This window comes from Ruegeria sp. I1 (genome assembly GCF_056532675.1).
Genome location: NZ_JBQFNM010000002.1, coordinates 298,437 through 318,824, shown reverse-complemented (window position 1 = coordinate 318,824; position 20,388 = coordinate 298,437). Strand labels below are relative to the sequence as shown.

The window sequence follows — 20,388 nt, the reverse complement described above, 5'->3', positions numbered from 1 at the left end:
ATGGAAGGTAACGCGCATTTAACTTGAAATCGTCGGGCTTTCCGGCCAGCCTACCTTGCAGTTACCAGTTTTTAAGTTCTCGAGTTCCACTATGTTCCGCATTGCACGGGCAATCTCTGCCCGATTTTCACCTCAGAAACCGCAAGCTGCACCCGATCTCTGTCCGGCTAATTCTGCCTTGGCCGCCGCTCTACCCGAACAGGGCCAGTTGAACATTCCCGTTGCCAAGCATGACCCCAAGGATCTTGTGGGCCGTGAGATGATCGAACGCGGGCGTCATCTGGCGCGTCAGGATCGGTGGGATGAATTGTCCGCAGAAATGCGCGCTGCAGATCAGACAGGCGCGACGGCGCCGGATGGGATGCCGATTGCCGATTTGTTGGGTTTTGGCGCTCGGTCTGACGTGGTTTTGGCGGCGGAACATGCGTTGTCAGATGGCAAGGCCGTTTCCGACTACGATCTGCTGGGCGGGATTTCGGAACTGGAAACCGAGATGCGCGATCATCCGGGTGATCCAATGATTGCTGCAATCGTCGCGCTGGCACATATCGATATTGCGTGGGCTTGGCGAGGCAATTCGGCGGATGCGACTTTGCCTGCGCTGCACAGTTCGCGTTGCGCGGCCCATTTCGATCGCGCCGGGCTAATCCTGCCGGACTGCACAGCCACCGCACCCGATAGCCCGCTTATCGCTGCGGCGAACTGTGCGTTGCTAGCCGGTCAACGCAAGGAGACCGCTCGGGTCGCCCAGAAGTATGAGCGGCTAATTGACCTCGACCCGAAAAACCAGCGCCATATGCGCGCGATGGGCAGCCATCTGCTGCCTCGCTGGTTCGGCAGCTATGAGGAGCTTGAACTACAAGCCCTACGCAACGCGGCCAGAACACACGACACGTGGGGCGCAGGCGGTTACACATGGGTCCAGTTCGACGCCATCGCGATGGATGCCGAAGCTTGCGCGCGGGTGGATGTCGAGTATTTCCTTGAAGGCCTGCGCGATATTCTGCGGCTGCACCCCGGTCAGCAAATGGTCAATATGCTGTCCGCCTATTGCGCGATCACGGTGCAGAATGGGCTGGGCTTGAACGAGAAGGCCGATCAGGTCCGCAGCCAGATGCGCGAAGCCGCCAATTGGCTGATCCGTGACCATCTGACCGAGCTGCATCCGCTGATTTGGGCCCATGCAACTGCGGGCTTCAACAACTCAGTGCGTATCAATTCACCCGAGCGATTTGCAGCACGTGGACAGCGCGATGCGTTGCGCACGATCGGCGATTTCTTCCGGGATGAGTTGGGCAGCGGCAAGGACGTGACATTTACTCCTACCGGTCTGCAATTCTCGCAGCACTGAATCGCGCCTTTACCCCTTGCCCCTAGGCCCCGCCGAGCCTAATACGCAGGCTTAGACTTCTGCGGATATGAGGCGCGCCATGCTCGACCTGACATACGAAATGCCCACACCCAAAACCATTGCCGGGGCCAAGCACGATTGGGAACTGGTGATCGGGATGGAGGTGCACGCTCAGGTCTCGTCCAATGCCAAGCTGTTTTCCGGCGCGTCGACCCAATTCGGGGCCGAGCCGAACTCGAACGTGGCCTTCGTGGATGCGGCAATGCCGGGCATGCTGCCTGTGATCAACGAATATTGCGTGGAACAGGCCGTGCGCACGGGTCTGGGCCTGAAGGCGGATATCAACCTGAAATCGGCTTTTGACCGCAAAAACTATTTCTACCCCGACCTGCCGCAAGGCTACCAGATTTCGCAGCTGTACCACCCCATCGTGGGCGAAGGTGAAGTGTTGGTTGAGATGGGTGATGGCACCGCACGTATGGTCCGTATCGAACGCATCCACATGGAACAGGACGCCGGTAAATCGATCCACGACATGGACCCGCATATGTCCTTCGTCGACCTGAACCGCACGGGCGTTTGCCTGATGGAGATCGTGTCGCGCCCCGATATCCGTGGCCCCGAAGAAGCCGCCGCATATATCGCCAAGCTGCGCCAGATCATGCGTTATTTGGGTACTTGCGATGGCAACATGCAGAACGGCAACCTACGGGCGGACGTGAACGTCTCGATCTGCTTGCCGGGTGCGTATGAGAAGTATCAGGAAACGCAGGACTTCTCGCATCTGGGCACGCGTTGCGAGATCAAGAATATGAACTCGATGCGTTTTATCCAGCAGGCGATTGAGGTCGAAGCCCGCCGTCAGATCGCCATCGTCGAAGGCGGTGGCAAAGTCGATCAAGAAACCCGCTTGTACGATCCGGACAAGGGTGAGACCCGCTCGATGCGGTCCAAGGAAGAAGCGCATGACTACCGCTATTTCCCAGACCCTGACCTGCTGCCGCTGGAGATCGAACAGGCATGGGTCGATGACATCGCCGCCAAGCTGCCGGAACTGCCCGACGAGAAAAAAGCGCGGTTCATCGAAGCGTTCGGCCTGACCGACTATGACGCCTCAGTACTGACCGCCGAGGTCGAAAGCGCCGCCTATTTCGAAGAGGTCGCAAAAGGCCGCAACGGCAAACTGGCCGCGAACTGGGTCATCAACGAACTGTTTGGCCGCCTGAAAAAAGAAGATCACGACATCACCGAGTCGCCCGTATCTCCGGCTCAGTTGGGTGGGATCATTGATCTAATCTCGTCGGATGCCATCTCGGGCAAGATCGCCAAGAATCTGTTCGAGATCGTCTACACCGAAGGTGGTGACCCGGCGCAGATCGTGGAAGAGCGCGGCATGAAGCAGGTCACTGACACTGGCGCCATCGAGGCCGCCTTGGACGAGATCATCGCAGCAAACCCGGCGCAGGTCGAAAAGGCCAAGGTAAACCCGAAACTGGCAGGCTGGTTCGTCGGTCAGGTGATGAAAGCCACCGGCGGCAAAGCCAACCCCAAGGCCGTTAACGAACTGGTCAGCAAAAAACTAGGCGACTGAATTCGCCAGCCTCAAAGCGCGTGCGTCCCTGTTTTGCTCGAATACGGGCAAAACAGGGACCAAAGCGCTGCGTGAAACCCAGCCTATTCACGAAACTCTATTGTTCGACAACGTCCACGGATTTGTTGCAGTCATCGCGGAACCGGCCGCTACAGCCGTTGTTGAGCTGAGCGAACATGAAAACCGCCTGATTGTAGTTTAGCTCTGGGTATTCCGTAAGGATGTTCTGAATTACCTTCGCCTGTTTCGTTGAATCGTTGATACTGAAGAATACCGGACGCTGGTGCCGCTTTTTGATTTCATCCCGATCCATTTCCACCCAGTCACCGGCGAGATTAAATTCGTAGACGTCATTCACATCGTCGTCGTCATTCCAGAAGCTGATCTCGATCGAGTTGATCCAATCCCCCGGCTTGGTGGTCCCTGCACCACTTTGACAGTCAAATCTCTTTTCAACGAAGAAGGGGGTTTCCCCCATGTCAGCGCTCTTCATCAGGCCCCACTGGCTAAAAACAGAGGATTCGGACGAATCTGTCTGAGTTCTGCTGGAACTGATTGACGTACCCTTGTCTTCAAATCCGCCGCCAGCCGATGCAGACGCTTTGAACCAGCTCCAGAATCCGACTTCGGCCTCGACCGATGCCTCGACGAACGCTTTAACGATCTCTTCCTCCTTGAACTCAACCGTGCTGGTTGTGTTGCAGGGAAAAAAGTAATCGTCCACAAAAACAAATTCTGTCAACGGGTGCTCTCGATCAAGGCGAAACAGTACGCCCTGCTGTTCGAACAAATCCAGATCACGCTCGTAAATGTCGAACGTGTATATACTGCTTGAGGCCGGTCCGAGCGCCGCGATTGTTGCGTCATCGGGATATGCGGTCGCTTTCAAGCGCGGTCCCAACGTCGTGTCCGTACCCGTTTCGGACAGTTCGAACACCCAGCCTTCCCCAACGGGTTCGGAGTGCCTGCATCCTCCCGAAGTCACAATGGGGTTCGTTTCCCCGGGGCAATAGACCGACTGGATCAGACGAAAACGCGCGCTGTCATCCGGCACGGAGATGGTGCTGTAGCGCGCGACACCCCGTCTTGGGAACAGTTCGAGATTGACAGGATAGCCGTGGAAAGTATGCGCTGAACGATACTTTCTGCCCTTGGAACCCGATACCCGGTCTGACTTCTGAATGTCAAAGATCAGTGTCCCTTCCGGCAGCCAGAGTTGCACAGGGCGCCGTCCAAAAGGGTCAAAATCGCGTCCCTCGGCCCAAAGCCCTTCGGTCAACTCGGCAACAGGTACTGATTGCGCCACGCAGGATGCTGCACTCAAAGTCAAAGCGACGCATGTTAAGGCAGCTCTGCACAGATTATGGATTCCGTTCACTTTCCCCTCCTTCAAATACATTCGAATAAGTTTGTTCTTTCAATGCTGAAGAGTGTGTCAGATATGCGTCCGGTCAGGCAAGGGAGTAGTTTTTCGGGCAACTGACTTTCTGCTTCAACCGAGAACCACCTGATCTGCCCAACACATATTGAAGTACGAAGACCGAGGTACTCCGCTAAGTCAAAAGTAGAGACACGGTCGGTTCAGGAAAATTCGAATTCCGGGCGCTCGCTTGACACCACCGGAAATTGCTCGTCTTGCTTAGACTAAAATATGCGAGGCATCATGACAAACAGATTTGACCAGGAACTCGAAACCCGGCTGATGCGCTACGCCGCAATCGACAGCCAAAGTGACGAGACCTCGCCCTCGACCCCCAGCACCGACATACAGTTTGACATGCTGAAACTGCTGCAGCAAGAACTGACAGACATCGGCGCCCAGGATGTTGAGATAACGGGAGACAGCGTTGTTGTGGCCACCATTCCCGGCACCGCCAAAGGGCCGACCGTGGGATTTCTGGCCCATGTCGATACCGCCCCGCAATTCAACGCAACCGGGGTCAAACCGCGCGTCATCAAGGGCTATAACGGCGGTGAGATCACCTTTCCCGACGATCCCGATTTGGTTCTGTCCCCGGAGGAACACCCTTATCTGGCCGAAAAGATAGGCCATGATCTGGTCACCGCTTCGGGTACGACCTTGCTCGGCGCCGATGACAAAGCGGGCGTGTCGATCCTGATGACAATGGCGCGGCACCTGATAGAAAATCCAGACATTCCACACGGGCCAATCCGCATTGCTTTCACCCCGGATGAAGAAATCGGGCGCGGCGTTACCGAGCAACTGCCAAAGGACCTCAAGGCCGATTTCGCCTATACGCTGGACGGACAAGAGGTGGGCGAGATCGAATATGAAAGCTTCTCGGCCGACCGTGCGGTGATCAAGATCACCGGCGTGTCGATCCATCCCGGTCTGGCGAAGGAAAAGATGGTCAATGCCACCCATCTGGCCGCAAAGATCGTACAGACCCTCCCACAAGCCACTCTGACCCCCGAAGTCACCGATGGGCGCGAAGGGTTCATCCATGTCACCGACATGAATGGCGGCTCGTCCGAGATGGAAATCAAGCTGATCCTGCGGGATTTCGAGATGGAGGGGCTTGAGGCCCAGCGCGATCTGGTGCGCAAGGTCTGCGACGCTGTTCAGGCCTCGGAACCGCGCGCGACCATCACCTGCGACATCAGCCACCAATACCGCAATATGCGCTATTGGCTCGAGAATGACATGACACCCGTCGATCTGGCGCGCGAAGCCTGTCGGGAACTGGGCATCGAGCCCCTCTCCGTTCCGATTCGCGGCGGCACCGATGGCTCTCGGCTGACCGAATTCGGCACGCCCTGTCCCAATCTGTTCACCGGGATGCAGTGTATTCATGGGCCGCTGGAGTGGATCTCAGTCCAGGACATGGCGCTGGCGACGGAGCTTTGCCTGTCAGTTGTGACCAAAGCGGCACAGGCCAGCGGCAACATGCGGAGCTAAATCTCGCCGATCCCGCAACGATGCTTTCGCCCGGGGACCAGCATGTTAAGTTGGCGCGAATATGGTTTAGGAACAGTTGATGCAGCGCTACGAATACAAGGTCATCCCCGCCCCGCTAAAAGGTGTCAAAGCCAAGGGCGTGAAAACGACCGAGGGCCGCTTTGCCGCCTCGGTCGAGCAGGTGTTGAACCAGATGGGCCAGGACGGTTGGGAGTATCAGCGCGCGGAACTACTGCCCAGCGAGGAACGTTCGGGCCTGACCGGGTCGACAACGAACTGGCGCAATGTATTGGTGTTTCGGCGGTTGATCGAACAACCCGCCGAGCCCCCTACCGCCCCGGTAGCGACCCCGTCCCCAAAGGAAACACCCGACGGCGTCGCACTGGCACAGCCCGTGCCCGGCCCGGATATGGTGCAGGCGCCTGAGCCGATTTCCGAGGAAGCGGATGAACCGCCCTTGACCAGCAGCGCCGAGGACAAAGTTGAAAAGATTTAACCCCAGCTCAGAGATTTAGCCTTTTTTCCGCATGGCCAATTCATAGGCGGCGGCTTTGAACTTGCGTGTCTGGTAGTGCAGAAAGCCCCAGGTCCCAAACAACAATAGCGTGGCCATCCAAAGCAGCCAGTCCTTGTCCAAATCAATACTAAAAGATGGAATTGGACGCATTAGACTGTCGGATGGGGCAATGTCGAACAGGCATGTGGCCAGCAGAGCCACCGCACTGCCCCGGACGATCCGGTCACGGCTGCGCAACGTACGTAAATTGCTGTAGAGATTGTCATCAAAAGCGATGATCTCTGCAGTTCGCGAATCCGCACGCCTGCGCAACAAATTTGAATCATTTGTATAGTGCCGTAAGGGCAGCTCAAAAAAGATGACACCGATCCCATCCACCAATATTCCACAGACATAGGCTGCCGGGATGATCATCAGAGTCCAGATCAGATTGAAACTGTCTGACTCATTTTCGGGGGTGACAGCGTTCAACCCGATGCCTTGCAGATATAGTGCCACGGCAATACTGCCGACGATCAGATATTCGATGTAATATGTATTTCTGTTCAACCTCGGCCTCGTATTATTTGCTTGTCGCGCAGTTGTTTAATCGTCGATATCCAACGCCAGTGCGTGGATGCGTGGCACGACATCGCCCAACGCCTTGTGCACTGCCCGGTGACGCGCGACGCGCGATTGACCCTCGAACGCGGCGGCGCGGATGCGGATGTTGAAATGGCTCTCCCCGCCTTCCTGAAAGCCTGCATGGCCGCGATGGCTTTCGCTGTCGTCGATCACCTCTAACTCCCGCGGGTCGAAGGCGGCTTGAAGGCGGGTTCGGATGTCCTCGGTTATGCTCAATTTTGTGCTCAGCGGCAAAAAACTTGCCGCCCCCCTCTTCTACTTTCGGCAGCTTAGACTAAACTGCTGCCTCCGAGTCGAAAAGATGCGTTCGTGAGGATAAAGCATGGCGAAATCAGACCCCTTTGGATTCGATATGTCCGTTTCCAGCGCCAAGAAAAAGAACCCGCGCGGGCGTCGGGGCATGTCGGGTGCGTCTGAAACCTCGGTGCGAATCTGTGACCATCCCGGATGTCAGGAGCCCGGAAAGTACCGTGCACCCAAGGCCCCGGATGTGTTGGATGATTTCTACTGGTTCTGCCAACAACATGTGCGTGAATATAACCAGAAATGGAACTTTTTCGATGGCACCACCGAGGCCGAGCTGAATGCGCAACGCTCGAAAGACAAGGTGTGGGAACGTGAAACAAAGCCCATGGGCGACCCTGAAGCCCGCGCTTGGGCCCGTCTGGGCATCGAGGACCCGCATCAGGTTCTAGGCGCAAACAGCACCCAAAACAAAGGTCGCACGTCGGGTGGCGGTGGGCGCCGCCTTCCGCCGACCGAGCGTCGCGCCATTGAGATTCTTGAGGCCAATGACAGCTGGTCCAAAGCCGAAGTACGCAAAGCCTATAAAAAGCTGATCAAGGTCCTGCACCCTGACATGAATGGCGGCGACCGGTCACAAGAGGAACAGCTGCAAGAGGTGGTCTGGGCCTGGGATCAAATCAAGGACAGCCGGAACTTTAAGTAGCTTGGGGCTGAAGGTTAGTCCTTTATCGCAAGCTCTAAGATATTAAGCAGGCTGGCTGCGCCTTCGGCCAGATCCATCCCAAGCTCTGCTTTGTCAGCCGGGGACAAGTTTGACCACAGGCAGCCCGTGTGATCGCCTTTCAAAATCACCGCATCCGCGCGACCGGTTTCAACATCCAGTGTCATGCTGAGGTCTTCGGTTTCCATCTGCAACGCAGGCGCTCCGTGGGTCAAATGGCGCAGGGCGGCCTTTCGCTCGGATTGCAGCTCTGCAATGCGCTGTTCGCGTTCGGCCTGATGTAGCGTGGCTGCTTTGTCCATGTCTTTGCGCCAGGCGCGCATCGCAGCAAGCACTGCGCCCCCTGCCGTAAGCGGCAACAATGGTGGGCACAGGACCCCAACCACAACACCCAACCCGACCCCGGCCCCGACGCCATGTTTCAGAGCTCGCCCCCCTGCATTCAGCCGCATGGATATCGGAGTCAAAACGGTGTCAGACAGTGCACCAGACACGGTTTTCTGCAAATTCTCGAACAATGCCGGAGCAGACGCGGCGCGCGACAGTGTACCTGAAACACCGCTCTGAAGGCCGCTAACCAGATTAGGCATTGCAGTTGCATGCGATTTCGTACCCTGCCACGCGGTGTCCGAAGCCGAAGCAAGGCCATCGAGCACGCGCGTGAGGCGCGACGGCGTTTGGTAGGGTTCGTCCGGGACTGCCGCGTATTGGGCAAGCACCTCAAGCTCGGTCTTGGCATCTATCAACTTGGATTGTTCCATGCGTCGTCTAGCTACTTTGGCTAGCTGCGCAGCTCGATGAACCGAAATCAGAATCTGGTGTTTTTCATCATCCGATATAGACACCATCTGATCCATGTCATCGAATATCGACATGATGGCGAGGAAGCTTGGTACATGAACGATATGGAACGCCCTGTTTTGCCGCCACTTGGCAGGCTCGGCTCTTAGGGCTTTGTCTATGTAGACCAGATCATCCTTTAGAATTTCAATAGCGCGTCCGAAATCTCGATCAACGGATTCGCGCCTTTCAACGAGTTTGACTAGAGCATTAATATTGCTCAATTTTTCATCATCAATATCAATCATTTCTAAACTAGAACACGCTCTGCATAAAAGTATTTTTTGTTGACGTAGTTCTACCGAAAGATGCATCGGGTTTCGAGTTCTTTTCTGTCAGAAACGAACTTTCGCGCGCTTTTCATGACTCTCAAAACAACCGAGGCGTCGCACTGAACCTTTAACCGGCTTTTGCGTCCTCAACCTGTTACAAAGCCTTGCTACGGCCTGTCCCTATGGGCTGCGCATATTGCCCATATTCGAACATGACTTGTGACAACGGAATTCGATATGGAACCCCTCATCTATCACGTTCATACGATTGCTCTTTGTGTTGCTTTGGGCTCGGCCTTGTTGCTGAGCGGATATCTTTCTCTGAATCTGCGCCTTCCGCAGCTTAGCCTATGGCCCAGCGCAAGCGGATGGCGGCACCACTCGGCTTTTGGCCTTTTTCGGCTGTTCTGCGGTGCAACGGTTGTGTTTGCCCTGTCCGAAGTGTGGGTGAACGGCTGGGGTCATTGGATCCGCTATGTGCTGGGCCTGCCGATCATGGTGATGTCCTTTGGCATCACGCTTTGGGGATATCGGTTCCTGGGGCTCGATAACACCTATTGCGAAAGTGATGGGCTGGTGACTGGCGGCATGTATGCCTATTCGCGCAATCCACAATACGTCACCTCGGTTCTGGCAACCATTGGCTTGGGTATCGCCAGCGGGTCTTGGCTGACCCTTGGTCTGGCCGCTATTCTGTTCGTGATCTACTTTCTGTTCGTTCTGAACGAAGAACGCTGGCTGCTGCAGGGTTATGGCCGCGCATTCCGCGACTACATGCATCAGACCCCGCGTTTCGTTGATGAACGCAGCCTAATCCGGATGCGTGACGCCATTCTGGATTAAGCGTGGTTCTGCCCGCCATAAGGCCAGTTTGAAAGAAAGATCCTGTCAGCCATTTCATCACGCGGCTTTCCCTTGCCCTTGTCTGCAATATGTTGCACCACACACGGGTTCAAACCCGGTGAACGGGCCAAAGGATAAGGACAAGGCGCATGGCTGACGGATCGATCGACATCAACGCAAAACCAACCGAAGAGATTTCGGTCCGTGAAGTGTTCGGAGTTGACAGCGACATGGCGGTCAAGGGTTTTGCGGAAGCAAGTGACCGTGTACCGGTCATCGACCCAACCTACAAGTTCGACCCGGAAACCACGCTGGCGATCCTGGCGGGCTTTGCCCATAACCGCCGCGTGATGATCCAGGGCTATCACGGCACGGGTAAATCGACCCATATCGAACAGGTTGCCGCCCGCCTGAACTGGCCCGCCGTGCGTGTGAACTTGGACAGCCACATCAGCCGGATCGACCTGATCGGTAAGGATGCGATCAAGCTGCGCGACGGCAAGCAGGTCACCGAATTCCACGAGGGCATCCTGCCCTGGGCCCTGCGCAACCCCGTTGCCATCGTGTTCGACGAATACGATGCAGGCCGGGCCGACGTGATGTTTGTGATCCAACGCGTGCTCGAGCATGACGGCAAGTTGACCTTGCTGGACCAAAACGAAATCATCACACCGAACCCGAATTTCCGCCTATTTGCCACCGCAAACACCGTGGGTCTGGGCGACACCACCGGCCTCTATCACGGCACGCAGCAGATCAACCAAGCGCAGATGGACCGTTGGTCTCTGGTCTCAACGCTGAACTACCTCAGCCACGATGCCGAAACGATGATCGTGCTGTCGAAAGCGCCTTTGTATAACACCGCCGAGGGGCGTAAGACCGTAAGCCAGATGGTTACCGTTGCCGACCTGACCCGGACCGCCTTCATGAACGGTGACCTGTCGACCGTGATGAGCCCTCGGACCGTGATCAACTGGGCCCAGAACGCCGAGATTTTCCGCGATGTCGGCTACGCCTTCCGTCTGTCCTTCCTGAACAAATGCGACGAGTTGGAACGCCAGACCGTGGCCGAGTTCTATCAGCGCTGCTTCGACGAAGAACTGCCAGAAAGCGCAGCGAGCGCCAGCGTGGGGTGACGGGGGACCGCCATGCATATCGGATTGATTGGCGGGATCGGTGTTGCTGCAACGGTGGTTTACTATCAGCGGCTGAGTGCGGCGATGGCGGCGCGTGGACAGTCGATGGAACTGACCATCATACATGCGGATGTGCAGGAATTGATCCGCAACAATCTGGCGGACAAACGGGATGCACAGGCGCGAGTCTACGCGGGGCTCATTGATCGCCTTAAAGCGGCAGGTGCGGATTGTGCAGCAATCACGTCGCTGGGTGGGCATTTCTGCTATGATGAAACCGTGCCGTTGTCTTCGTTGCCTCTTATTTCGGCTGTAAAGCCTCTGGATGCGCATTTCGCCTCGCAAGGGTTAGGCACTGTTGGGCTGCTGGGAACGCGTGTTGTGATGCAGACCAAACTTTATGGTCAGCTTGGGCAAACCCGGGCGGTTGCGTTGGAAGATGAGATCGAAGTGCTGGGACAAACCTATCAGAAGATGGCGGTTGCCGGGATTTGCTCGGATCGGGATCGCGCGCTGTTTCTGGACGCAGGTCGCCGTATGGTGGATGATTTGAATGCCGACGCCATCGTTTTGGCCGGGACAGATCTGAACCTTGCCTTTGACGGGCGAGATCCCGGCTATAGAGTTGTTGATGCGCTGGATGTCCACGTGGACGTGCTGGCGTGTCTGGCAAGTGATGAAATGACGCTTGAAGAAGCAGGGGCGGACAGATGAGCAAACCAAACGACAACCCCGCTGATCCGTTCAAGAAGGCTCTGGCCGAGGCCACCAAGGTGATGGCCGACGATCCTGAGTTGTCGGTAAGCTATACGGTCGACCCGTCTGGCCTATCGGGTGAATCGATGCGTCTGCCTCAGGTCAGCCGCCGGATGACCCGCGAAGAGGTTCTACTGGCGCGGGGTACAGCGGATGCCCTGGCCTTGCAACGCCGCTATCATGACGACGCGACCCATGCGCGTTATGCCCCTCCGGGAGATATGGCGCGGGACCTCTATGAGGCGATGGAAACCGCGCGGTGCGAGGCGATGGGCGCGCGCGATATGCCCGGTACGGCGTCTAACATCGATGTGAAAATCGGCCATGAAGCGCTGCGGCGCGGATATGATCAGTGCAAACAACCGGCCGAGGCGCCTTTGTCCGTGGCCGCGGGCTACCTGATCCGGCATCTGGCCACGGGGCGCGATCTGCCGCCTGCGGCTGAGAATGTCATGAACCTGTGGCGCGGGTTTATCGAGGAACAGGCAGGTGGCACGCTGGAAAACCTCGATGACATCCTTTCGGATCAGGCCGAGTTCGCCAAATTCACCCGGCAGGTGATCAAGGATCTCGGTTATGGTGACCAGTTGGGCGACGACCCGGATGAGCTGGACGACGAACAAGAAGATCAGGCCGAAGAAGACGCTGAAGAGCAGCCCGATCCTGACAGCACCGGGCAGGATGATCAGGACGAACAAGACGCCGACGCCACCCCTGAGCAAACGCAGGAAGAACAGCCGGATCAGTCTCAGGCGCAGGTCTCGATGGATGAGATGGCCGACGAAGAGATGTCGGATGAGGCCGAGATGCCAGATGGCGAGGCGCCGCTGGAGCCGCCTGCCCCTCCACCCGCCTCCGAGGCTGACCCGGACTACAAGGTCTACCTGAACACGCATGATGAAGAGATCGCCGCCGAGGACCTGGCAGAACCAGCCGAGCTGGAACGGTTGCGCGCCTATCTGGACCAACAGCTGGATCAGCTGAAAGGCGCAGTTAGCCGTCTGGCCAATAAGCTGCAGCGCCGCCTGCAGGCGCAACAGAACCGGTCTTGGGAGTTTGACCGCGAAGAAGGTATTCTGGATGCCGGTCGGTTGGCACGCGTGGTGGCAAATCCAACCACTCCGCTAAGCTTCAAGGTCGAAAAGGATACCGAGTTCCGCGATACAGTTGTAACCCTTCTGCTGGACAACTCTGGTTCAATGCGCGGACGCCCGATCTCGATCGCGGCGGTCTGCGCGGATGTATTGGCGCGGACGCTGGAACGCTGCAATGTGAAGGTCGAGATCCTGGGCTTTACCACTCGAGCGTGGAAAGGCGGACAGGCGCGCGAGGCATGGCTGAACGATGGTCGCCCGCAGCAACCCGGCCGCCTGAACGACTTGCGTCACATCATCTACAAAGGGGCCGATGCGCCCTGGCGGCGTGCACGGGCCAATCTGGGCCTGATGATGAAAGAAGGGCTGCTGAAAGAAAACATCGACGGTGAGGCACTGGAATGGGCCCATCGCCGCATGCTGGCCCGGCGCGAGCAGCGCAAGATTCTGATGGTGATTTCGGATGGTGCGCCGGTCGATGACTCAACGCTCAGCGTGAACCCGGCGAATTATCTGGAGAAACACCTGCGCGATGTGATTGCGATGGTCGAAAAGCGCAAGATGGTGGAATTGCTGGCCATCGGGATCGGCCACGACGTAACGCGCTACTACGACCGCGCGGTGACCATTACCGATGTCGAGCAACTGGCCGGTGCGATGACTGAACAGTTGGCCGCGCTGTTTGACAGCGATCCTCGCGCCCGTGCCCGCGTCATGGGGATGAAGAAGGCAAGCTAGGCTTGCTGCGCCCGAAGAGCCCAGAGGCCTGATAAGAAGGCGAAATGCTCTGCAGGAACGGTCGGCGAGACCTCTTGGTACGGGCAGCAGCGTTACGCATTTGGGAGCGTGTCGGTTGATGCTGCAGAAGCGCTGTGTCAAAGGGTGGCAACATGTTGAAATCTCCTGATGTTGATTGTGATTTTGCCACCCAGCTAAGCTGAGCGCTTGAAGGCCGCATTGAGAAATCCCTAAGAAACCTTTGGGATTGCCATTGGCGCTTGTGAGACCGCCCAAAACCGGATGTAGTGATCCCATGCGCTATGAATTTGCAGATTGTGTTCTGGACGTGGAACGTCACGTTCTGACCCGCCAGGGCGAGGCGGTGCCTGTTGAGCCGCAGGTCTTCGATCTGCTGAAACTTCTGGCTGAACACCCCGGCAAACTGGTGGCACGTGATGAGATCATCGAGCGGGTCTGGAACGGGCGCTTCGTATCGGAATCCACCATCAGCGCCCGCGTGGCCGCCGCAAGGCGAGCTGTTGGAGATGATGGCAAGGCGCAGCGGATCATCCGCACAATCGTGCGCCGCGGGCTGCAATTGGCCGCGGATGTCACATGTGAGTCAGAAATCACCGAGGGCGGGGCCGCGCCCACACGGAAACTGCGCTATGCCAAGGGGGGCGATGGGCAGGCAATAGCCTTTTCAGTTGCTGGTTCCGGCCCTCCGGTGCTGCGTGTCGGATCGATTGTCTACGATATCGAAGCAGAATGGCGGTTGTCGTCCGAAAGGACCTACCTGCAGGCCATGGAGGCCAAGTTTACCCTGCTGCGATACAATAAACACCATCAAAGCGGTTGGGGTGAGCCAGAACAAACGTCTTATGATGGTGTTGTCGAGGATATTCTCGCGGTTACCAAAGCCGCAGATTTTGACAGCCTTGCGATCATCTCGGAATTCGGCGGATTGTTTTCTGCTCTGAGATTCGCGGCCCAGTATCCCGAGCGCGTCAGCAAGCTTGCCATCGTCGGAGGCTGGGCCGAAGGGCGTGATCACCGTGCGGGGGTGGAGGGGCCGGATTCGATCCGCACGCTGATCCTCGAAGGCTGGCAGGAGCCCGGCAGCGGCTATGCCACGGGATCGCTGCTAAGTTACTTTCCCGAGGGGCCGCTGGAAACCGTGCGCGAGATCGTGGACGAGATGCAGACGCTGTATTCCGTCGAGCAAAAGCTCTACCAGCGCGACAGCGGCAACACCGCTTCCGTTCTGCACCTGCTGCCAAAGATAAAATGCCCGACCCTGGTTATGCACGGACGCAACAGTTCGGTGCACCCGCTGTCCGAGGCCCGCAAACTGGCCGCAGGTATACCCGATGCCTCGCTGGTGGTGCTTGAAACCGCCAATCACATCCCGTTGCCCGGCAATACGGCCTACGAGACCTATATCGATACCTTGCAGGAATTTCTGACCAACGGTTGACACCTGCTTGGCCACGGCCCGAAACTGTAGCCAGTTTGTTTCAAATGTGAATTTCTGCTATGCAATTCACGGCGTACAAGCTGCGACCAGTTGCCTTCTTTTATCAGAATATCTCATTAAATTTCATAATTACAAAGTATTACGCCATTTTTTGAGGCGGTATCGCTGCAGTGTTTTCGTACTGAAATTATTCAATTCAAGGGACGATACCATGCAATATGATAAGCAAAGACGCGCCGGTGTTCGGGCGGCGGTTTCGGAACACGCGGACAATACGTTGCGCCAAATCCGGGATCAGAACAGTTGTTACAAGGACATATTGACCACCGCACGGCAAGAGGTCGGCTTGGACAAGCTGGTAGATCACATTCTGAGAAACGATCCAGAATGGGCCTATCAGGCATTGCGATCGCTTGATGATCTGGGGGACTACCGGGACCCTTTGATCGAAAAGGCAGCAGAGGATGAGGAATGGGCCCTGCACACATTACGCTTTGTTCCCGAAATCGAGACACATAGGGATTTTCTGACTGCAAAAGCTGGCAACTCGGTCGGGCCCATTGCGGATATCGCAGGGTTCAACCTGCTGGATCAGGGCTGGTACAACTGCGCCTTCACCATGTTCTGGGTGAATAACGGCCAACCGCAACCGCAGACTGCGGTTCCGCGGTCGAATTGGGGCAGTTGGAAGTGGAGCTCGACCATGAGCGGCGGCGGGTCGGGGGAAACCCAGCAATGCACCTATTTCGAATTGGAAAACGCGCCGCTGCAAGCGGGCAACGAGGTCTGGATGTATATGTGGGTGCAAGCCGGGGATGATATCGAATCTCCATTCCGGTTCACCTACAATCCCAACACCGCTGATATCGCCTATTTCTCGGCCACCGGATCGACCAAAAGTACCCGGCTGTCGTTGTCCAACATTGCGGCACCTTCAAGTTAAGGCGGCAGGGGCGGTTCGTGCCGCCCCAACCAACTGCATTGTTGATGTGGACATTTGGGCCAAGTCGCCGCAGTTTGCGCAAACAGCGACACACCCAAGAGGCCCGAAATGTTCCAGTCTTTCCAAGTCACCGCGCGCCCGGAACAGGGGCCACCCCGGCTGGCTGCACTGCGCGCCGAGATTGCGCGCGCGGGGCTCGATGGATTTCTAATCCCCCGTGCGGATGCCCATCAGGGCGAATACGTAGCGCCTCGGGATGAACGTCTGGCCTGGTTGACCGGCTTTACTGGCTCGGCCGGATTTTGCGTCGCGCTCGGGGATGTGGCGGGTGTGTTCATCGATGGGCGATATCGCACACAGGTCAAGGCGCAGGTCGCTGATGTTTACACCCCAGTCCCATGGCCGGATGTTAACCTGAGCGCCTGGCTGAAAGAGCAATTGCCGCAAGGTGGAAAGATCGGATTTGATCCCTGGCTGCACGCAGCGGGACAAATCTCTACCGCGGAAAAGGAGCTTGAAGGCAGCGGAATCGAACTGGTGCGCTCCGACAATCTGGTCGACCGAGTGTGGGAGAACCAGCCTGCCCCGCCGATGAACCCGGTCAAAGCACACCCGTTAGAGTTTGCCGGAGAAGCCGCGCGTGACAAGATCACGCGATTGGCGAGTGAGGTACAGGGCGCAGGGTGTACGGCAGCGCTGATCACGTTGCCGGATTCGATCATGTGGCTGCTGAACATTCGCGGCTCTGATATCGCCTATAATCCGGTTGCTCATGGTTTCGCAATTATGCACGCCGCAGGCCAGGTGGATTTGTTCATGGCGGCTCAGAAACTTGTCGAGGTGCGCGATCATCTTGGTGATGAGGTTTCGATCCATGAACCTGTTGATTTTCTGGATGCGGTTCAGAAGTTGGACGGGCGTGTTCAGGTCGACGCAGGCACGGTGCCACAGATCGTGGCAGATATGCTGGGCGACAAGATGGTCGATGGTGGCGATCCCTGCGCCCTACCTAAGGCCTGCAAAAACCCCGCTGAGATTGCAGGCAGCGCCGAGGCGCATCTGCGCGATGCGGTCGCAGTTGTCGAGACCCTGTGTTGGCTGGATGCGCAACAGCCCGGCAGCGTGACCGAAACGCAGGTCGTGACCCGGCTGGAACATAACCGGCGCAAGGACAATGCCTTGCAGGACATCTCGTTTGACACAATTTCAGGTACCGGCCCAAACGGGGCCATCATGCACTACCGAGTGACCGAGGAGACCGACAGTCGGCTACAGAATGGCCACCTGCTGGTTCTGGACAGCGGTGGGCAGTATCTGGACGGCACCACTGACATCACCCGAACCATCGCCATTGGTGAGGTCGGTGATGAAGAAAAGGCCTGCTTTACCCGCGTTCTAAAGGGCATGATCAGCCTGTCGATGCTGCGCTGGCCCGTCGGTTTGGCTGGGCGCGACATTGAGTGTATCGCACGGGCGCCACTGTGGCTGGCCGGGCAGGATTTCAATCACGGCGTCGGCCATGGTGTGGGCGCATATCTCAGCGTCCACGAAGGCCCGCAGCGCCTGTCACGCGTCAGCCATGTGCCCCTGAAACCCGGGATGATCTTGTCCAACGAACCAGGATACTATCGCGAAGGGGCATTTGGCATACGCATTGAAAATCTGGTCGTCGTCGAAGATGCCCCAGCCCTGCCTGGTGGCGATGACGAACGCGCGATGCTGCATTGGCGCACCCTGACCTATGTGCCTATTGATCGCCGGCTGATCGTGGTGGATATGCTGACCGCTGCCGAGCGCAGTTGGCTAAATGCCTATCACCACGACGTTGCGGAAAAAATCCGGCCAAGGCTGGGCCCTGACGCTCAACTGTGGTTGGATGCCGCAACTGTGCCGGTCTGACACGGGGCTGTTACATAGAACGGGCAGAGGAGAGCCCCACGCGACGCTGAGGGAAAGGCAAGAAATGACAGAGATCACAATCGAGAAGGCTGATGGCAAGTGGAGCGTCCGATCAGGCGGTGCCATTCTTGGCGAAACAAACAATGCTCTGATACTGCTGGAAGGTGATCTGGAACCCGTGATCTATTTCCCTCGGTCTGACATCGCGATGGCCTTCCTGGACCAAACGGACAAGGTGACACATTGCCCGCACAAAGGGGACGCAACTCATTTCTCGATCGTCAACAAGTCATCAGTCACCGAGAATGCTGCCTGGAGCTATGAGAACCCGATCCCTGGTGTGGCGCAGATTCAGGACTACATCGCGTTTTATCCGGTGGAGTCGGTGAAGGTAGAGCAGATCTGACAGTTTAGTGCACTGTCAGACTGACCTACGCACAGATTTGGTACCGGGTTAATCCGGTTCGAAGCTCAAAATATCGCCCGGCTGGCAGTCCAAATATCTGCAGATAGCCTCCAGCGTTGAGAACCTGACACCCTTGATTTTGCCGGACTTGATCAACGACAAGTTGGTTTCGGACAATCCGATTGCCGCAGCCAACTCACGCGAGGAGACCTTGCGCTTAACAAGCATCAGGTCGAGATTTACCTGAATAGCCATGGTGCCCCCTAGAGAAAGTGCTTGTTTTCGTCTTCAGCCTGCCAGGCGCGTTCTAACGTTTGGGATATTGCAAGCAACACCACACCCGTAATCGCAAAAACAATATCCAGGTCGAGCGGCGCCCAACTAAAATCAAAGCCTTCGGTTGATTCCAATCCAATTACGATCAGATGCGGCATGACGAGAGCTATTACGTTGTAGCCGATCCAAAATCCGATCAGCCCCCAGGCCATATGCCGTAGGTTTCGTCCAAGATCCCGAAAATCCTGTTCTGGCCCTCCCTTGAGCACAAGCCATGCACCGCGAAAGGCGCCAGCAAGGGACACGAGCGCTATCAGGGTTAAAATCAGACCAACAACCAGCGTCCAGAATGGCGGCGAAGTGTCTTGTTCGGGAAAGTCGAACATATCCCAAACCAGACCGTGAATCCCCAACATCTCACCAATCCAGACGAATCCGAACAATAGGAAATAATAGCTCAGACTAAGCGCCATGGCGGCTTTTGCAAAAAAAGTCATCAGTCCTCCTGCTGTAGCAAGCGCTCTTTAGCGCAAATCATCAAATCAATAAATCCTTACTTTACGTAATTTAAATAAAACATAAAAACGTTGTTGATTTATTGAGATTGAAACTCTACCTCAGCTTCCGAGCAATTCAGACTGAACAGAAGGACAAAGGCTTATGAAAATGAAAAAAGCATATGGGTTGATGGCGCTCGGACTAACCCTGACCGCGTGCGCTGACCCGAATGACCCACTGATCGTAGACGGACACCGAAACCCAAACTTCCAATCAGATATGGCAGCGTGCGAGCAGGTGTCTTTGCAAAAAGAGAAATCCAATGACTCTGCTATCGCAGGTGCCATAGTAGGCGGGCTTGTAGGTGCTGCCGAAGCCGATAGCGGAGATGCGCTTGCCGGGCTGGGTGTCGGCGCAGCTGTCGGAGGGCTTCTGGGAACGGCAGAAGACTCTAGCGAGCTAGATGAAGCGAGAAAGAGTATTGTTTTTAACTGCATGCGCGGTCGAGGGCATAATGTCGTCGGCTAGTCTGAGACGCACCCGCCGCTGGCGCTTTGGAAAGTATGCTGCTGTATTGGCAGCATTGGTGGCCATCGTGCTATCTGGATGTACCCAGATGGCTGTTATGGCGTGGAACCAGGTCCCAATGACCGGGTTCCGCGTCGAAGGCACAAAGCTGTTTATGCATGGAGCGATCAACTCGAAAACCCTAAAACAATTCGAGGAAATCTATGCCCAACACCCCGACATCGAGACCCTGGTTGAACTTGATGTGCCGGGCTCACTGGATGACGATACCATGATCGCATTGGCCTACCGAGTGCGCGAACTGGGCCTCAACACGCATCTCACATCATCCAGTCTCATCCACTCGGGCGGGGTTGATCTTTTTCTGGCAGGTGTCAGAAGAACCATGGATGACGGGGCAGAGATTGGTGTACACGCATGGTCAGATGGTTCAAAAGAAGCATCCGACTACCCGCGCGGCGCGCCTGAACACGAGCAAAACCGACTTTATGTCGAACGCATGCTAGGGCATGACGCTTTCTACTGGTTCACAATCGATGCGGCCCCGGCTGACGACATACACAAGATGTCAAAATCCGAGATCCGCAAATACGGATTGCTAACTGAGTGACACACTTAGGATCTTGACCTTCAGTTGGGATGCAGGGGTCGCTCCTCGAATATGCCGATTTATTCAAATGCGATGTGTTTGGAATCGGCTGCGACGCGCGAAACGAAAGGCTCACGCCCC

Annotated in this window: 21 protein-coding genes; 15 read left to right on the top strand and 6 right to left on the bottom strand. The window is 56.5% G+C overall.

The window, feature by feature from the left end; genetic code table 11:
• Positions 1 to 91: 91 nt before the first annotated feature.
• Both ACR0DH_RS05395 and gatB read left to right on the top strand, forming a co-directional pair.
• The gene (locus ACR0DH_RS05395; RefSeq protein WP_480547725.1) at positions 92 to 1,351 is read left to right on the top strand and encodes a hypothetical protein; all 1,260 of its coding nucleotides are present in this window, start codon (positions 92 to 94) and stop codon (positions 1,349 to 1,351) included.
• A gap of 79 nt (positions 1,352 to 1,430) precedes the next feature.
• The gene (gene gatB, locus ACR0DH_RS05390; RefSeq protein ID WP_480547723.1) at positions 1,431 to 2,942 is read left to right on the top strand and encodes an Asp-tRNA(Asn)/Glu-tRNA(Gln) amidotransferase subunit GatB; all 1,512 of its coding nucleotides are present in this window, start codon (positions 1,431 to 1,433) and stop codon (positions 2,940 to 2,942) included.
• 97 nt (positions 2,943 to 3,039) lie between these two features.
• Here the strand turns inward: gatB and ACR0DH_RS05385 are convergent, their stop codons facing one another.
• A complete protein-coding gene (locus tag ACR0DH_RS05385) occupies positions 3,040 to 4,248 on the bottom strand; it encodes a hypothetical protein (protein WP_480547721.1) in 1,209 nt (402 codons plus the stop codon).
• A gap of 357 nt (positions 4,249 to 4,605) precedes the next feature.
• On the opposite strand from ACR0DH_RS05385, the gene pepT reads away from it, so the two are divergent.
• Positions 4,606 to 5,862 (top strand): peptidase T, encoded by a 1,257-nt coding sequence (gene pepT / locus ACR0DH_RS05380; protein ID WP_480547719.1) that lies wholly within the window; start codon positions 4,606 to 4,608, stop codon positions 5,860 to 5,862.
• A 79-nt stretch (positions 5,863 to 5,941) separates the two neighbouring features.
• Complete coding sequence (locus ACR0DH_RS05375; RefSeq protein WP_480547717.1) at positions 5,942 to 6,358, top strand: DUF4177 domain-containing protein; 417 nt, start codon at positions 5,942 to 5,944, stop codon at positions 6,356 to 6,358.
• 15 nt (positions 6,359 to 6,373) lie between these two features.
• On the opposite strand, the gene ACR0DH_RS05370 is transcribed toward ACR0DH_RS05375, so the two are convergent.
• Together ACR0DH_RS05370 and ACR0DH_RS05365 are read right to left on the bottom strand one after the other, a co-directional pair.
• Complete coding sequence (locus tag ACR0DH_RS05370) at positions 6,374 to 6,928, bottom strand: hypothetical protein (protein WP_480547715.1); 555 nt, start codon at positions 6,926 to 6,928, stop codon at positions 6,374 to 6,376.
• A 36-nt stretch (positions 6,929 to 6,964) separates the two neighbouring features.
• On the bottom strand, positions 6,965 to 7,219 hold the full coding sequence (locus ACR0DH_RS05365) for a BolA family protein (protein ID WP_480547713.1): 255 nt from the start codon (positions 7,217 to 7,219) through the stop codon (positions 6,965 to 6,967).
• A 106-nt stretch (positions 7,220 to 7,325) separates the two neighbouring features.
• Here ACR0DH_RS05365 and ACR0DH_RS05360 point away from each other — a divergent pair, with 106 nt between their 5' ends.
• The gene (locus ACR0DH_RS05360; protein ID WP_170532183.1) at positions 7,326 to 7,952 is read left to right on the top strand and encodes a J domain-containing protein; all 627 of its coding nucleotides are present in this window, start codon (positions 7,326 to 7,328) and stop codon (positions 7,950 to 7,952) included.
• A 14-nt stretch (positions 7,953 to 7,966) separates the two neighbouring features.
• On the opposite strand, the gene ACR0DH_RS05355 is transcribed toward ACR0DH_RS05360, so the two are convergent.
• Positions 7,967 to 9,034, bottom strand: a complete 1,068-nt coding sequence (locus ACR0DH_RS05355; protein WP_480547711.1) for a hypothetical protein — start codon at positions 9,032 to 9,034, stop codon at positions 7,967 to 7,969.
• 285 nt (positions 9,035 to 9,319) lie between these two features.
• On the opposite strand from ACR0DH_RS05355, the gene ACR0DH_RS05350 reads away from it, so the two are divergent.
• The 8 genes from ACR0DH_RS05350 to ACR0DH_RS05315 all read left to right on the top strand — a co-directional run bounded on the left by ACR0DH_RS05350 (position 9,320) and on the right by ACR0DH_RS05315 (position 18,356).
• Entirely contained in the window at positions 9,320 to 9,925 is a 606-nt protein-coding gene (locus tag ACR0DH_RS05350) for a methyltransferase family protein (RefSeq protein ID WP_480547709.1), read from the top strand.
• A gap of 149 nt (positions 9,926 to 10,074) precedes the next feature.
• Positions 10,075 to 11,061: a cobaltochelatase subunit CobS gene (gene cobS / locus ACR0DH_RS05345; protein ID WP_480547707.1), complete on the top strand. Its 987-nt coding sequence runs from the start codon at positions 10,075 to 10,077 to the stop codon at positions 11,059 to 11,061.
• Positions 11,062 to 11,073: 12 nt separating this feature from the next.
• Positions 11,074 to 11,775 carry an aspartate/glutamate racemase family protein gene (locus tag ACR0DH_RS05340; protein ID WP_480547705.1) on the top strand — a complete coding sequence of 234 codons (702 nt, stop codon included), beginning with the start codon at positions 11,074 to 11,076 and terminating at the stop codon, positions 11,773 to 11,775.
• The gene (gene cobT, locus ACR0DH_RS05335; RefSeq protein ID WP_480547703.1) at positions 11,772 to 13,649 is read left to right on the top strand and encodes a cobaltochelatase subunit CobT; all 1,878 of its coding nucleotides are present in this window, start codon (positions 11,772 to 11,774) and stop codon (positions 13,647 to 13,649) included. The genes ACR0DH_RS05340 and cobT overlap by 4 nt, the downstream gene beginning before the upstream one ends.
• A 295-nt stretch (positions 13,650 to 13,944) precedes the next feature.
• Positions 13,945 to 15,108 carry an alpha/beta hydrolase gene (locus tag ACR0DH_RS05330; protein WP_480547701.1) on the top strand — a complete coding sequence of 388 codons (1,164 nt, stop codon included), beginning with the start codon at positions 13,945 to 13,947 and terminating at the stop codon, positions 15,106 to 15,108.
• Positions 15,109 to 15,319: 211 nt separating this feature from the next.
• On the top strand, positions 15,320 to 16,051 hold the full coding sequence (locus ACR0DH_RS05325; protein WP_480547699.1) for a hypothetical protein: 732 nt from the start codon (positions 15,320 to 15,322) through the stop codon (positions 16,049 to 16,051).
• Between the two features lie 108 nt (positions 16,052 to 16,159).
• Positions 16,160 to 17,950: an aminopeptidase P family protein gene (locus tag ACR0DH_RS05320; RefSeq protein ID WP_480547697.1), complete on the top strand. Its 1,791-nt coding sequence runs from the start codon at positions 16,160 to 16,162 to the stop codon at positions 17,948 to 17,950.
• 64 nt (positions 17,951 to 18,014) lie between these two features.
• Positions 18,015 to 18,356 carry a DUF427 domain-containing protein gene (locus tag ACR0DH_RS05315; protein WP_480540710.1) on the top strand — a complete coding sequence of 114 codons (342 nt, stop codon included), beginning with the start codon at positions 18,015 to 18,017 and terminating at the stop codon, positions 18,354 to 18,356.
• A gap of 48 nt (positions 18,357 to 18,404) precedes the next feature.
• Here the strand turns inward: ACR0DH_RS05315 and ACR0DH_RS05310 are convergent, their stop codons facing one another.
• Both ACR0DH_RS05310 and ACR0DH_RS05305 read right to left on the bottom strand, forming a co-directional pair.
• On the bottom strand, positions 18,405 to 18,611 hold the full coding sequence (locus ACR0DH_RS05310; protein WP_480540708.1) for a helix-turn-helix domain-containing protein: 207 nt from the start codon (positions 18,609 to 18,611) through the stop codon (positions 18,405 to 18,407).
• An 8-nt stretch (positions 18,612 to 18,619) separates the two neighbouring features.
• Positions 18,620 to 19,129 (bottom strand): hypothetical protein, encoded by a 510-nt coding sequence (locus tag ACR0DH_RS05305; RefSeq protein ID WP_480547695.1) that lies wholly within the window; start codon positions 19,127 to 19,129, stop codon positions 18,620 to 18,622.
• Between the two features lie 163 nt (positions 19,130 to 19,292).
• Here ACR0DH_RS05305 and ACR0DH_RS05300 point away from each other — a divergent pair, with 163 nt between their 5' ends.
• On the top strand, positions 19,293 to 19,658 hold the full coding sequence (locus tag ACR0DH_RS05300) for a glycine zipper family protein (RefSeq protein WP_480547693.1): 366 nt from the start codon (positions 19,293 to 19,295) through the stop codon (positions 19,656 to 19,658).
• The gene (locus tag ACR0DH_RS05295; RefSeq protein ID WP_480547691.1) at positions 19,645 to 20,268 is read left to right on the top strand and encodes an alpha/beta hydrolase; all 624 of its coding nucleotides are present in this window, start codon (positions 19,645 to 19,647) and stop codon (positions 20,266 to 20,268) included. Before ACR0DH_RS05300 ends, ACR0DH_RS05295 begins: the two co-directional genes overlap by 14 nt.
• Positions 20,269 to 20,388 lie beyond the last annotated feature (120 nt).

Bases quoted from the DNA above. Each gene is read 5' to 3' on its own strand.
- ACR0DH_RS05395 (WP_480547725.1), top strand. From the start codon at position 92: ATGTTCCGCATTGCACGGGCAATCTCTGCCCGATTTTCACCTCAGAAA.
- gatB (WP_480547723.1), top strand. From the start codon at position 1,431: ATGCTCGACCTGACATACGAAATGCCCACACCCAAAACCATTGCCGGG.
- pepT (WP_480547719.1), top strand. From the start codon at position 4,606: ATGACAAACAGATTTGACCAGGAACTCGAAACCCGGCTGATGCGCTAC.
- ACR0DH_RS05375 (WP_480547717.1), top strand. From the start codon at position 5,942: ATGCAGCGCTACGAATACAAGGTCATCCCCGCCCCGCTAAAAGGTGTC.
- ACR0DH_RS05360 (WP_170532183.1), top strand. From the start codon at position 7,326: ATGGCGAAATCAGACCCCTTTGGATTCGATATGTCCGTTTCCAGCGCC.
- ACR0DH_RS05350 (WP_480547709.1), top strand. From the start codon at position 9,320: ATGGAACCCCTCATCTATCACGTTCATACGATTGCTCTTTGTGTTGCT.
- cobS (WP_480547707.1), top strand. From the start codon at position 10,075: ATGGCTGACGGATCGATCGACATCAACGCAAAACCAACCGAAGAGATT.
- ACR0DH_RS05340 (WP_480547705.1), top strand. From the start codon at position 11,074: ATGCATATCGGATTGATTGGCGGGATCGGTGTTGCTGCAACGGTGGTT.
- cobT (WP_480547703.1), top strand. From the start codon at position 11,772: ATGAGCAAACCAAACGACAACCCCGCTGATCCGTTCAAGAAGGCTCTG.
- ACR0DH_RS05330 (WP_480547701.1), top strand. From the start codon at position 13,945: ATGCGCTATGAATTTGCAGATTGTGTTCTGGACGTGGAACGTCACGTT.
- ACR0DH_RS05325 (WP_480547699.1), top strand. From the start codon at position 15,320: ATGCAATATGATAAGCAAAGACGCGCCGGTGTTCGGGCGGCGGTTTCG.
- ACR0DH_RS05320 (WP_480547697.1), top strand. From the start codon at position 16,160: ATGTTCCAGTCTTTCCAAGTCACCGCGCGCCCGGAACAGGGGCCACCC.
- ACR0DH_RS05315 (WP_480540710.1), top strand. From the start codon at position 18,015: ATGACAGAGATCACAATCGAGAAGGCTGATGGCAAGTGGAGCGTCCGA.
- ACR0DH_RS05310 (WP_480540708.1), bottom strand. From the start codon at position 18,611: ATGGCTATTCAGGTAAATCTCGACCTGATGCTTGTTAAGCGCAAGGTC.
- ACR0DH_RS05305 (WP_480547695.1), bottom strand. From the start codon at position 19,129: ATGACTTTTTTTGCAAAAGCCGCCATGGCGCTTAGTCTGAGCTATTAT.
- ACR0DH_RS05300 (WP_480547693.1), top strand. From the start codon at position 19,293: ATGAAAATGAAAAAAGCATATGGGTTGATGGCGCTCGGACTAACCCTG.
- ACR0DH_RS05295 (WP_480547691.1), top strand. From the start codon at position 19,645: ATGTCGTCGGCTAGTCTGAGACGCACCCGCCGCTGGCGCTTTGGAAAG.